The sequence below is a fragment of the Sphingomonas echinoides ATCC 14820 genome (assembly GCF_000241465.1).
GTDB lineage: Bacteria > Pseudomonadota > Alphaproteobacteria > Sphingomonadales > Sphingomonadaceae > Sphingomonas > Sphingomonas echinoides.
In genome coordinates this window covers 502,099-514,632 of the sequence record NZ_JH584235.1, presented here as the reverse complement: position 1 = coordinate 514,632, position 12,534 = coordinate 502,099, and the positions used below count along the sequence as shown (strand labels likewise).

General features: G+C 63.6%; 14 protein-coding genes. 8 read left to right on the top strand and 6 right to left on the bottom strand.

All coding sequences use genetic code 11. From position 1 onward, the window contains the following. The first annotated feature begins 57 nt into the window (after nt 1-57). A complete protein-coding gene (locus ON00_RS02205) occupies nt 58-663 on the top strand; it encodes a superoxide dismutase (protein ID WP_010402901.1) in 606 nt (201 codons plus the stop codon). Nucleotides 664-1,115: 452 nt separating this feature from the next. Here the strand turns inward: ON00_RS02205 and ON00_RS02200 are convergent, their stop codons facing one another. From ON00_RS02200 to ON00_RS02185, 4 genes are all read right to left on the bottom strand, one after another. Then, a complete protein-coding gene (locus ON00_RS02200; protein ID WP_010402899.1) occupies nt 1,116-1,736 on the bottom strand; it encodes an inner membrane-spanning protein YciB in 621 nt (206 codons plus the stop codon). Further along, a complete protein-coding gene (ftsY, locus tag ON00_RS02195) occupies nt 1,733-2,659 on the bottom strand; it encodes a signal recognition particle-docking protein FtsY (protein ID WP_010402897.1) in 927 nt (308 codons plus the stop codon). Before ftsY ends, ON00_RS02200 begins: the two co-directional genes overlap by 4 nt. Then, on the bottom strand, nt 2,656-3,993 hold the full coding sequence (gene mtaB / locus ON00_RS02190; protein WP_010402895.1) for a tRNA (N(6)-L-threonylcarbamoyladenosine(37)-C(2))-methylthiotransferase MtaB: 1,338 nt from the start codon (nt 3,991-3,993) through the stop codon (nt 2,656-2,658). The genes ftsY and mtaB overlap by 4 nt, the downstream gene beginning before the upstream one ends. A 67-nt stretch (nt 3,994-4,060) precedes the next feature. Beyond that, a complete protein-coding gene (locus tag ON00_RS02185; protein ID WP_010402893.1) occupies nt 4,061-5,701 on the bottom strand; it encodes a putative bifunctional diguanylate cyclase/phosphodiesterase in 1,641 nt (546 codons plus the stop codon). 233 nt (nt 5,702-5,934) lie between these two features. On the opposite strand from ON00_RS02185, the gene ffh reads away from it, so the two are divergent. From ffh to ON00_RS02160, 5 genes are read left to right on the top strand one after another with little or no spacing between them, the layout of a single operon-like run. After that, nucleotides 5,935-7,416, top strand: coding sequence for a signal recognition particle protein (gene ffh / locus ON00_RS02180; RefSeq protein WP_010402891.1), 1,482 nt, complete (start codon nt 5,935-5,937; stop codon nt 7,414-7,416). Nucleotides 7,417-7,457: 41 nt separating this feature from the next. Next, entirely contained in the window at nt 7,458-7,973 is a 516-nt protein-coding gene (rpsP, locus tag ON00_RS02175) for a 30S ribosomal protein S16 (protein ID WP_010402889.1), read from the top strand. After that, entirely contained in the window at nt 7,973-8,449 is a 477-nt protein-coding gene (gene rimM / locus ON00_RS02170) for a ribosome maturation factor RimM (RefSeq protein WP_010402887.1), read from the top strand. Before rpsP ends, rimM begins: the two co-directional genes overlap by 1 nt. A gap of 30 nt (nt 8,450-8,479) precedes the next feature. Continuing rightward, on the top strand, nt 8,480-8,755 hold the full coding sequence (locus ON00_RS02165) for an AbrB/MazE/SpoVT family DNA-binding domain-containing protein (RefSeq protein ID WP_010402885.1): 276 nt from the start codon (nt 8,480-8,482) through the stop codon (nt 8,753-8,755). A 3-nt stretch (nt 8,756-8,758) separates the two neighbouring features. Further along, on the top strand, nt 8,759-9,142 hold the full coding sequence (locus ON00_RS02160; RefSeq protein WP_010402884.1) for a type II toxin-antitoxin system VapC family toxin: 384 nt from the start codon (nt 8,759-8,761) through the stop codon (nt 9,140-9,142). Here ON00_RS02160 and ON00_RS02155 read toward each other — a convergent pair. Beyond that, nucleotides 9,132-10,037: an NAD(P)/FAD-dependent oxidoreductase gene (locus ON00_RS02155; protein ID WP_010402882.1), complete on the bottom strand. Its 906-nt coding sequence runs from the start codon at nt 10,035-10,037 to the stop codon at nt 9,132-9,134. The genes ON00_RS02160 and ON00_RS02155 overlap by 11 nt on opposite strands. Nucleotides 10,038-10,076: 39 nt before the next feature. Here ON00_RS02155 and trmD point away from each other — a divergent pair, with 39 nt between their 5' ends. Continuing rightward, nucleotides 10,077-10,808 (top strand): tRNA (guanosine(37)-N1)-methyltransferase TrmD, encoded by a 732-nt coding sequence (trmD, locus tag ON00_RS02150; protein WP_010402881.1) that lies wholly within the window; start codon nt 10,077-10,079, stop codon nt 10,806-10,808. Nucleotide 10,809: 1 nt separating this feature from the next. Beyond that, the gene (gene rplS / locus ON00_RS02145) at nt 10,810-11,199 is read left to right on the top strand and encodes a 50S ribosomal protein L19 (protein WP_010402880.1); all 390 of its coding nucleotides are present in this window, start codon (nt 10,810-10,812) and stop codon (nt 11,197-11,199) included. Between the two features lie 82 nt (nt 11,200-11,281). Here the strand turns inward: rplS and ON00_RS02140 are convergent, their stop codons facing one another. Next, complete coding sequence (locus ON00_RS02140) at nt 11,282-12,520, bottom strand: hypothetical protein (protein WP_169313312.1); 1,239 nt, start codon at nt 12,518-12,520, stop codon at nt 11,282-11,284. Nucleotides 12,521-12,534: the final 14 nt, after the last annotated feature.

The window sequence follows — 12,534 nt, the reverse complement described above, 5'->3', positions numbered from 1 at the left end:
GGACCCATTTGCTGGGCCTGACGTTAGCGTCTCGCGAGCTTTTCAAGGAGAAGACCCATGGCTTTCGAACTTCCCCCTTTGCCTTACGCCTATGACGCGCTGGAGCCGACGATCTCGAAAGAGACGATGACCGTCCACCACGACAAGCATCACGCGGCCTATACCGCGAAGCTGAACGAGGGTGTTGCGGCCGACCCGAAACTCGAAGGCAAGACGATCGAGGAGATTTTCGACATCATCTCCACGCTGCCGCCGTTGGTGCGCAACAATGGTGGCGGGTTCTGGAACCATGATTTTTTCTGGAAGATCATGGCCCCGGCAGGCACCACGCAGCCATCGGGCGCGCTGGCTGAGGCGATCGAAGCCTATGGCGGCCTCGAGAAGCTGAAGGAAGATTTCAACGGCAAGGGCGCTGGCCAGTTCGGTTCGGGCTGGGCCTGGGTGATCAAGGATGCGAGCGGCGCGCTGAAGGTCGTCTCGACCCCCAACCAGGACAATCCGCTGATGGACGATGCCAAGGACAAGGGCACGCCGATCCTGGCCAACGACGTTTGGGAACACGCTTATTACCTGACCTACAAGAACGATCGCCCCGGCTATCTGAAGGCGTGGTGGAACGTCGTGAACTGGGACGAAGCGGGCAAGCGGTTCGACGCGGCCTGAGGGCGGACGTCCGGAGAGCAGTTGCGCAATATGCAATCGTAAAATCGTATATTGCAGTTGCGTAAATCTCTGCTGCACTGCACAAAGAGCGTGCCTTTCAGGCATCCTCTCCTAAAACTTTCACGGCCGGTCGCGAGACCGGCCTTTTTTTTGTTTATGCGCCTGCTATACCGCTCGGTGCTGTCGTAGCGCCGCATCAGAACAAAAACGACGGAAGAGGTAGGCCGCCGGGAAGACCGGCATCGGCGACACGATCGTGCGGGGGATCGAGCAGGGCCTGCTCTCCCCCGCGATTTGCTGCAATCGGCTCTTTATTCCGTTCGCCCTGCGCCTGTCGAAGGGCAGTGCTCCACGCGGTACGCCGTTGCAGGACGAGCATAGCCTTCGACAAGCTCAGCCCGAACGGACGGTGAGTGCGCAGCCCGTCAGGGTTAAGCGACGCGCCGCACGCATCATTCCTGCGGCGGAATCGGCGGTTCGTCGTTCATGCTGAAGCCGTGCTTCATCAGCATCGGCACGTTCGCAAACGCAAAAATCAGCGTCAGCGGGATGACGCCCCACAGTTTGAAACCGAGCCAGAAGCTGTAGCTGAATTCATGCCGGACGATCTCGTTCAGCACCGCGAGGAAAGCGAAGAAGATCGCCCAGTTGATCGTCAGCTTGCGCCAGCCGGTTTCGGTCAGGCCGGGATACGCAGCTTCCAGGAACAGGCTGAGCAGCGGCCGCCCGGTCACCAGCCCGAACACCAGGATCGCCGACAGCATCGCGTAGATGACGGTCGGCTTGATCTGGATGAAATCCTTATTGTGGAAATACAGCGTCAGCCCGCCAAACACGAGCACCAGCGTGCCGGTGAGCCACAGCATCGGCGAGATGCGGCCAGCGCGGATAAGCGAATAGATCATCGCCGCGATGCTCGCGATCATGAACGCGGCGGTGCCGGCGATCAGTTTGACCATGTCGAGCCCGGGCGTCAGGAAATTGACGAGGAAGAAGATCGCGATCGGGCCGATGTCGATGGCGAGGCGCTGGCCCGCACCGAGCGGGGCTTTTTTGGTGGGGGTGGTGGTCATTTGCGCACGCCTTCCACGCCGGCGATGATCCGCGCAACTTCATTCGCATCGAACGGGCGCAGATCGCCCATGCCTTCGCCCACCCCGATCGCGTGGATCGGCAGACCATATTTCTCCGCCGCCGCCACCAACATGCCGCCGCGCGCGGTGCCGTCGAGCTTGGTCATGACCAAGCCAGTGACCCCGGCGCTTTCCTTGAACACCTCGATCTGGTTGAGCGCATTCTGCCCGGTGGTGGCGTCCAGCACGAGCAGCACGTCATGCGGGGAGTCGACGTTGAGGCGGCCGAGCACGCGGCGGATCTTGGACAGTTCGTCCATCAATTCGCGCTTGTTCTGCAGGCGGCCCGCAGTGTCGACGATCAGCACGTCGATGCCGGTGGCGGTAGCTTGCTTGACCGCTTCATAGACGATGCCTGCCGCGTCGCCGCCTTCCTTGCCGCTGATGATCGGCACGCCCGCGCGCTCGGCCCAGGTGGCGAGCTGGCCGATCGCGGCGGCACGGAAGGTGTCGCCCGCCGCCAGCATGACGCCATAATCCTGTTCCTTCAGCCAATGCGCGAGCTTGGCGATGGTCGTCGTCTTGCCCGAGCCGTTGACGCCGATGACGAGGATAACGTGCGGACGCGGGAAGCCGGTGATATCGAGCGGGGTCGCAACGGTATCGAGCACTTTCTCGATTTCCTCGGCGACGACTAGGCGGATGCCGAGCTCCTCCATGCCGCGCTCGAACGTGCCGATGGACAGGCGCTGGCGAATGCGCGCGGCGGTTTCGGGCCCGAGATCGGAGGCGATCAGCGCTTCCTCGATCTCGTCGAGCGTCGCCTTGTCGAGCGGGCCGGTGCCCAGCCCGGCCAGATTGCCGATCAGCCGATCCGAGGTGCGTTTGAACCCGCCAAGGAGTTTTTCGTGCCAGGATGTCATGCGGGGATTCCGGTGAGGGTTTTGCCGTCGGTGGCGAGGATATGGATGGTGGATATACTTCCCGGCACTCGTGCTGCCCCCTCCACCGATCGTGCTGAGCTTGTCGAAGCACCGCTCTCTGCGGAGAACGGAGGCTGTTGTGAAGCGCGCCCTTCGACCGGCTCAGGGCGAACGGGGGGCAGGGGGAAGAGCACCTCGGCAAAGCCGGGCGTATGCCCGCGATCGCCGGGCCGTTCGACCAGTACGTCTTGCTTCGTGCCGATCAAGGTCTGCAGCCACGCTGCCTTGCGCCGTGCACCCGCCTCGCGCAGCCGCGTTGCGCGGGCCTTGCGGACCGGCACCGGCACAGCGGGCATGCGCGCGGCGGGGGTGCCGCTGCGTTCGGAATAGGGGAAGATGTGCGCGTGGACCACGTCGCAATCGTCGATCAGCGCCAGCGTGTCGGCGGCCATCGCATCATCCTCGGTCGGGAAGCCCGCGATCAGATCGGCCCCGATCGCAATGTCAGGCCGCGCGGTCTTGAGCCGTTCGACCAGCGCAACGCTCTGTGCGCGGTCATGGCGGCGCTTCATCCGCTTGAGGATCAGGTCGTTGCCCGCCTGAAGCGAGAGGTGGACATGCGGCATCATCCGCTTTTCCTGCGTCAGCAGCGCGAACAGCCGATCGTCGATCTCGATCCCGTCGAGCGACGACAGCCGCAACCGTTCGAGCGCGGGAACATGGTGCAGGATGCGTTCGACCAATTGTCCGAGCGTTGGCGCACCGGGCAGATCGGGGCCATAACTGGTGAGATCGACCCCGGTCAGCACCACTTCGCGGTGGCCCGCTGCGACCAGTGCGGCGATGCGATCGATCGCCGCCCCGGCGGGGACCGAGCGGCTGTTGCCGCGCCCCTGCGGGATGACGCAGAAGGTGCAGCGATGGTCGCAGCCATTCTGCACCTCGACAAAGGCGCGGGCGTGCGCGCTGAACGCGGGGGCGAGGTGGGGGGCGGTTTCGCGAACCATCGCGATATCGCCGACCAGCACGCGATCGGGCGCGGCCCAGGCGTCGCCCGAAAGTTTTTCGGTATTGCCGAGTACACGGTCAACCTCGGCCATCGCAGCAAAGGCTGCGGGGTCGATTTGCGCCGCGCACCCAGTGACGACGATCTCGGCACCGGGCCGGTCGGCGCGGGCGCGGCGGATGGCCTTGCGCGTTTCGGCGACGGCGGTGTTGGTGACCGCGCAACTGTTGATGACGACCATATCCCGCCCCTCAGTAAGCGCGCGGATCGCTTCGCTCTCGGCGATGTTCAGGCGGCAGCCGAGGCTGATGATCTGGGGATCGGGCATTGCGGGCGATCTAGGAGCGGATGCGGGCGAAGTCCATGCACTGCCCCGCCCGACGATGGTGACGACGTCAGCTCGCCCGGCGGTGTTCCTCTGCGGGTTGGAAGGCCGGATCGGCCGTCACCACCTGCAACAGCCGCCGCTCGGCCAACAGCCGCCGGGTAACGGCGATGCTGGTCGGACGGCCGTAAAAATACCCCTGTCCCTTGGCGCAGCCGAGCGCGCGCAACCGTTCCTCGATGCTCGCATCCTCAATGCCCTCGGCAGTGATCGGCAAGTTGAGGCTCTCGCCCAGCCGCGTGATCGCGGTGACGATCGCCGCGCTCTCGCTATTTTCGTTGATCGACATGATGAAGCTCTTGTCGATCTTGATCTGATCGAAGGGCAGCGCGCGCAAATGCGCGAGCGACGAATAACCGGTGCCGAAATCATCGAGCGCGAGGCGCACGCCCTGATTCTTGAGACTCCCGACGATCGATTGCGCGAGCGCGAGATTGTGGAACAGGGAGGTCTCGGTAATCTCGATTTCCAGCCGACTTGCTGGGAAACCGGTCTCGGTCAGCACCTTGATGATCTTCTGGGCGAGCCAGGCATCCTTCAACTGCCACGGCGAGATGTTCACCGATAGCGACAGGCTGGCGTCCCAGTCCTTGGCGGCGAGGAAGGCCTGGCGCATCACCGACAGCGACAGATCGGCGATCATGCCGGTTTCCTCGGCGATCGGGATAAAGGCGTCCGGGCCGATCAGCCCGCGCGTCGGATGGTCCCACCGCGCCAGCACTTCGAAGCCGCTCAGCCGCCCGGTGGCGAGGTGAATCTGCTGCTCGAAATAGGGTACGATTTCGGCACGCGGAATGGCGCTGCGCAGGCCTACTTCCAGATCGTTGCGGACCTGGAGTTCGCGCTCCATCGACTGGTCGAACCAGGCGAAGCGGTTGCGGCCGGAATTTTTGGCCGAATACATCGCGATATCGGCAGCGCGCATCAGCGCATCGATGCTGGTGCAATCGAAGTCCGAACGCGCAATGCCGACCGATACCGAGATGTGCAGCTGCAACCCGCCCGCTTGAAATGGCTGCGCCAGACGGCTGACGAGCTTCTCGGCGATGCGCTCGACGGTGGACGGGTCGGTGGGGTCGAACAGGAAGGCGCAGGCGAATTCGTCGCCCCCGAAGCGCGCGGTCAGCGCGACGCTTGGCATCGCTTCGGCAATTTGCACGGCGACTTGCTGCAACAGGGCATCGCCGGTTGCGTGGCCGTGCATGTCGTTGACGGTCTTGAAATGGTCGAGGTCGAGCATCAGCAACGCCATCGCCTTATGGCGCGCCTGCGCCCGGACGAACATGGCCGCCCCTTCCTCGGCCAAGCTGCGGCGGTTGAGGAAGCCGGTCAGCGGATCCTTGGAGGCGAGCAATTGTGCGCGTTCCTCGGCGGCGGTCCGTATCTGCACTTCATGGGCCAATTCGCGATGGCGGCGCCAGCCGAACAGAATTAGCGCGACGTTGAGCAGCAAGGCGATGACGAGCGTTTGGTCCGGGCCGGGGCCATCGTTGAAATAGCGTTGGATCGTCGATGATAGCGCTGCGCTGCCGGTGCCGACGAACAACAGGATCGCCGCCACGGTGATTGCGCCGTTCAGGATATCGCGGCGTTCGGCGGGCGCGCGCGTGCCTTGCTCGATCGTTTCGCCAATCCTCGACTCGGCCATCATGCTGTCTTTCGCCCCAACGCTTTCCCGGTTGGTGTCCATCCCACGCCAGCCGTGTAGATCGTGTTAAGCCGGATGGTTGCGCAATTGCTTGTGTTGTGGTAGAGGCACGCTCGATCGCTCCTGTTCAGGTGCGTGAAGGCTGCCCCACGGGGCTACGCCGGCCGACGAGGTTTCGTCCGCCGGCGTTCTTTGCGTTACTGGCCAAAAGCGACTTTTGAGAAGGGTTTTTTCGGATGTTCGAGAGCCTGAGCGACCGTCTTGGCGGTGTGTTCGATCGGTTGCGGGGGCGCGGTGCGCTGACCGATGCCGACGTGCGCGCGGCGATGCGCGAAGTGCGCGTGGCGTTGCTCGAAGCCGACGTCGCGCTGCCGGTGGCGCGTGACTTTGTCGACAAGGTGACCGAACAGGCGGTCGGCCAGAACGTGCTGCGTTCGGTCACGCCGGGGCAGCAAGTCGTCAAGATCGTCAACGACGCGCTGGTCGAAATGCTCGGGTCCGAAGCGTCGGATCTCGAACTCGACGTGACGCCGCCTGCGATCGTGATGATGGTCGGTCTGCAAGGCTCGGGCAAGACCACGACGACGGCGAAGATCGCGCTGCGCCTCGCCAAGAAGCAGGGCAAGAAGGTGTTGATGGCGTCGCTCGACGTTAATCGCCCGAATGCGCAGGAGCAGTTGGCGGTGCTCGGCACGCAGGCCGAGGTTGCGACCCTGCCGATCGTCGCCGGGCAGCAGCCGGTCGATATCGCACGGCGCGCACTGCAGGCGGCGAAGCTGCAGGGCTATGATGTCCTGATGCTCGATACCGCCGGTCGCCTGCACGTCGATCAGGCGCTGATGGACGAAATGCGCGCGGTCGCCGAGGTGACCAAGCCGACCGAGATCCTGCTCGTCGTCGATGCGCTGACCGGTCAGGATGCGGTCAACGTCGCCAAGAATTTCTCCGATCAGGTTGCGCTGACCGGTGTCGTGCTGACTCGCATGGACGGCGATGCGCGCGGCGGTGCGGCACTGTCGATGCGCGCGGTCACCGGCAAGCCGATCAAGTTCGCCGGCATGGGCGAAAAGCTCGATGCGCTCGAAGCGTTTGATCCCAAGCGCGTTGCCGGGCGCATCCTCGGCATGGGCGACGTGGTCGGCCTGGTCGAGCGCGCGGCCGAGGCGATCCAGGTCGAAGATGCCGAGAAGATGGCGGCCAAGCTCGCCAAGGGCCTGTTCGACATGGACGATCTGCGCGCGCAGCTTGCGCAGATGCAGCGTATGGGCGGCATCGGCGCGCTGGCGGGCATGATCCCCGGCATGAAGAAGGCACAGGCGCAAGTCGACCAGGTCGGCGGCGAAAAGGTGCTGGTGCGGATGGACGCGATCATCACCTCGATGACGCCGAAGGAACGCCGCAAGCCCGAATTGCTCAACGCCAAGCGCAAGATCCGCATCGCCAAGGGGTCCGGCACCACGGTGCAGGACGTCAACAAGCTCATCAAGATGCATCAGGAAATGGCGAATGCCATGAAGAAGATCAAAAAGATGGGTGGCTTGGCCGGCATGGCCAAGATGTTCGGCGGTGGCGGGGGGCTTGGTGGCCTTGGCGGCGCGCTGGGCGGCGGGATCGATCCGGCCAAGATGCTCAGTGGCGGCGGCGGTGGTCTTCCTGGTCTCGGCGGTGGTCAGACCAAGCTTCCTCCCGGCTTCGAGAATTTGCTCAAGAAGAAATAAGTTCAACCCAATCAACGTATTAAAAGAAGAAGGTATAGAAAATGGCAGTCAGCATTCGTCTCTCCCGCGGTGGTTCCAAGAAGCGCCCTTATTATCGCATCGTCGTTGCCGATGCGCGCAACCCGCGCGACGGCAAGTTCATCGAGAAGATCGGCACCTACAACCCGCTGCTCGCCAAGGATGACGAGAAGCGCATCGTGCTCGACACCGAGCGTGCAAACTATTGGCTGGGCGTCGGCGCGCAGCCGACCGACCGCGTTGCCCGTTTCCTCGACGTCACCGGCGTGCGCGAGCGTGCAGCCCGCAACAACCCGAACAAGGGCAAGCCCGGCGAAAAGGCGACCGAGCGTCTGGAAGAGCGCCAGAAGAAGCTGGACGATGCCGAGGCCGCCAAGGTCGCTGCTGCCGCCGCTGAGGAAGAGGCCAAGGCCGCTGCAGCCGCCGCCGAAGCCGAAGCTGTCATGGCCGCTGAGGTAGAAGCCGCAACCGAAACCCCGACCCCGGAAGCCGAAGCCGTCGCCGAGGCGACCGCTGAAGAAACCCCGGCGAACGGCTGATGCGACCCGATTCCCCCGTCACGCTCGCCGTCATCATCGGCGCGCACGGTGTGACGGGGGAAGTCCGTCTCAAGGTCTTCACCGAGGATCTGAGCAGCTACAAGGTGTTCAATGGCGGCGCACTGACGCTCAAGTCGGTGCGCCACGGCAGCAATGGCGCGATTGCGCGCATTGCCGAAGTGACCGACCGCAACGCTGCCGAGGCGTTGCGCGGCACCGAACTGACCGTACCGCGCTCGGCGTTGCCGCCGCTGGAGCCGGGCGAATATTATCATGCCGATCTGTTGGGCCTGCCCGTCGTCTCGCTGGAAGGCGAGGCGCTGGGGCAGGTGGTCGCGATCGATGATTTCGGCGCGGGCGACGTCATCGAAGTCGAACGGCCCGACAAAAAGCGCTTCATGGTCCCGATGAACGCCGATGCCGTACCCGATTGGAATGCGGAGCGCCTCGTGGTTGACGCGGCCTTCGTGGTTTAGTATATACGTAACGTGTATACGGAGGCTGAGATGCCGGACGACGAATATCAGGGCACAACATTCAAGTCGGGCAATTCGGTCGCGTTGCGGCTGCCCAAGGGCATGGGCATTCCTGAAGGCACCGAAGTGCGCATGGTCAAGGAGGCGCCGATGTCGTTTCGCGTAGAACCCGTCAACGCGCCCCGGCGCACGATCGACATTAGCGGTTTTGCGGGCAAGGCACCCGGCGCACGCTTGATTCCGCATGGCGATTTCGATGAGCGGCCCAGCACGATTGCAAAGCGGCTAGCAGCGCGCGATGCGTGACGCGTGACGCGCTATCTCATCGATGCCGATATGGCGATCTACACCATGTCGGAGCGGTTTTCGGCAGTGAATGATCGCTTGGCGGCGTGCTTTCCGGGCGAGGTGGCGATCTCCGCGATCAGTTTCGCGGAGATCGCTGTCGGCACCTTCGTTGGGAAACCACCGTCCCCGGACGTTCTGGCAAACTTTGTCGCGGTGATCCCGATCCTTCCCTTCGACGACGTCGCCGCGCGTGAATATGCGCGGCTGCCGTTCAAACGCGCCCGTTTCGACCGCTTGCTCGCCGCGCATGCGCTGAGCCTCGGCGCGACAATCGTCACCAATAACGAAGCCGATTTCGCCGATGTGCCAGGCCTGCGCGTGGAAAACTGGTCGGTCAGCGCCTGATCGGGCTTCGTTCGTCGAGCAAGTTGCGAATGGTGGTAGCTGCGACGCCGGCTTCGCCCATGGCATGGCTGATTTGATCGAGCCCTTTCACCACATCGCCGGCTGCGAACAGGCCGGGGATAGAGGTGCGCTGATGATCGTCGACTTCGAGGCAGCCATCGGCGGTCGCCCGCGCGCCGGCTGCAACCGCGAGGCTGGAGCGGATCGTTGATCCCAGCGCTGGATAGACGCTGTCGAAGCGTAGCGCGCCACTGGGCGTGGTCACCTCGATCGCGTCCCCGGCAATGCGGATCGGCGTGCAGGGGCCGTCGACATGAACGATGCCCGCGTCTTCCAGTTTGGCGCGGCAGGACGCGTCGAGCTCATGCGCGGCACCGGGTGCGATCAAAGTAACATCGCGGGTGAAGCCGCGCAGGAACAGCGCTTCCTTCATTCCGTGGTCGCCGGTGCCGATCACGCCGACCCGTTTGTCGGTGACTTCATAGCCGTCGCAGATCGGGCAATAGCGCAGCAGCCCGCGCGCCAGCGCTTCGTCATGCACCTCCGCAGCCATGTCTGGCCGGTTGTTGACCACGCCGGTTGCCAGCAGGACCGAGCGGGTCGCATAGCGCCTGTCGCCCACGCGCACGTCGAACGTGTCGCCTGTTGGGATGATTTCGGTGACGTCCGCCTGTTCGCGCGTCGCGCCGAATTCTTCGGCTTGCTCCAGCATCAAGCGCAGCAATTCCCTGCCTTTCACTCCGCCGGGATAACCGGCATGGTTGTGCGTGCGCGGGATCAATGCGGCACGGCTGCTGCCGCAATCGAACAAGCGGATGCGCAGATGGAAGCGCGCGAGATAGATGGCGGCGGTGAGCCCGGCCGGGCCAGCGCCGATGATGATGCAGTCGTCCACGCGTCTTGCCTTTCGGGGGCGGGCGGGGGAAGGAGCCCAATGTCCTTCGCCGCCACCGTCTTAACGCTTTACCCCGAGATGTTTCCCGGGCCGCTCGGCATTTCTCTTGCCGGGCGGGCGCTGTCCGAGGGGCGCTGGAGCCTCGACGCGCGCAACATCCGGGATTTCGCGACCGACAAGCACAGCACCGTCGACGGAACGCCGGCGGGCGGCGGGGCGGGGATGGTGTTGCGCCCCGATGTGCTGGCGGCCGCGATCGACAGCGTGCCCGCCGGACGCCCGCTGCTCGCCATGACGCCACGGGGCGCCCCGCTGACCCAGGCCCGCGTGCGCAGCCTTGCCGAGGGGCCGGGCGTCACCATCCTGTGCGGCCGGTTCGAGGGGTTTGACGAGCGCATCTTCGCCGCGCGCGACATCGAGGAAGTGTCGATCGGGGATTACATTCTGTCGGGCGGCGAGATGGGGGCGCTGGTGCTGCTCGACGCTTGCATTCGGCTGCTCCCCGGCGTAATGGGCGCGGCTTATAGCGGCGTGGACGAGAGCTTCGAAACGGGGCTTCTCGAATATCCGCAATATACCCGACCATTTGAATGGGAAGGGCGCACGATCCCCGAAGTGTTGCGATCGGGGGATCATGCGAGGATTTCGGCATGGCGCAAGTCGACGGCCGAGACCGAAACACGGCTAAGGCGGCCGGACCTGTGGGAGCGCCATGAGGGTGCTCGGGTCCAGTCGCCCTCTGGCGCGCGACAGACAGACAAGGACGCATGAGATGAATCTCATCCAGACGATCGAAGCCGAGAACATTGCCAAGTTTCTCGAGACCAAGAAGATCCCCGAATTCCGCCCTGGCGATACGCTCAAGGTCGGCGTGAAGGTGGTCGAAGGCGAGCGCACCCGCGTTCAGAATTATGAAGGCGTGTGCATCGCGCGTTCCAACAAGGGCATGGGTTCGAACTTCACCGTGCGGAAGATTTCGTTCGGTGAAGGCGTGGAGCGCGTTTTCCCGCTCTATTCGCCCAACGTCGACAGCATCGAAGTCGTCCGCAAGGGCGCTGTGCGTCGTGCGAAGCTCTATTATCTGCGTGGTCGTACCGGCAAGTCGGCACGCATCGCCGAGCGCCGCGACACCCGTCCGGCCAAGGGCGGCGCTGCCGAGTAATCGGACGGCTGGCCATCAGGCTAACAGGAGGGCGCGGGGGCTTTGGTCCCCTCGCCCTTTTTGTTTGTGCCAAAGCGGCTTGCTATGAACCGATGGCAAAGCGCACCGGTACGGCGGGCGCGAACAGCATCGGCAAGGGGGCACCCGCCTGTACCACAACTTGGTCGAGCGGGACGGCATCCGGCGGCGCATCTGCGGCAAAAATCTGGATCAGGCGACGCCCTGAGGTCGGCACCAGTTCTTTCGGGATTGCGAGTGGCTTGCCGCCCATTTCAACCAGCCATTGGGGACGTCCGTTGCGATACGCTCTGGCCGGGTGGACTACTTGCAGGTCAACCGCACCCGCATAGGTGCCGAGAATGAGCGGATTGCTGCCCTCGAAGAAAACGCTCGGTCGGTTCCCGATACGCGCCGAGGCAGCGGCGTAAGGCGGCCGTTCGTGCGGCGAGAGATCGGTTAAGGTCGTCTGGTCAATGGTAAGGGGATCAATGCCGGTCAGCCGTTTCAGGCGGGTCGCCATCCAGTCGATCTTGCCTGTATGGGACTGAAGCGGAGCTTCGGCGACGTGACTATAACCGACATAAACCAGCGTTTTCTCCGTCGGTTGAGCCGCAAGCACTGCTGCTAGATTCTCGGCTTGCGCTTTCTCGCGCGGAGCAATGCCACCCTCTTTCGGGCGCTGTTTGCTGGTTTCTTCATAGCCAACGGGGCGATATCCTAACGCCATTGCTTCGCGCACAAAGCCCGCAAAAACAGGGTCTCGCGTGTAATAGCCGGTGCTGATCCGGACAAAACCGTCCTGCCTGAGCTTGTCGATTATCGAGGCATGGCCGGGTTCAGCAGGATCGTTATCAAACGTTTCTGCGGCCAGGATCGAGTAACCGAGTGGCTTTAACGCACGCGCCACTTGCAAAGCAAAGGCACGGTCTCGGGGACTATTATGGGCTTCATTCAAGATAACGATGCTGGTGTCGCGCGCGCGTCGGACGATCTCTTCAATCGCATCGTGTGGAGTGGCCGCTGCTACGCGCGTCGCCCAACTGGGGTCGGGAGGTGAGCCAGGTTCTGCGCGGGCCAGTACGGCTGGGTCGAGTTCGTTCGTTATGGTTGGGCTGATCTGTTCCCACATCTGGAAGGCGAAGTCGTCACGGACTTTGCCGTCAGGGCCAAAGGCTGCGGCGGCCAAGGCGTCACTAGCTTCGAGATAACGCCCTTTGGACAAAGCCGTATCTGCGGCATCGATTGCGGGCGATTGGGGTGGACTCTGCGCGCCGAGGAGCAGCGGGGACAAGGCTATAAAAACGAACCGATTTCTTGCCATTGTCCGCTCCCAAT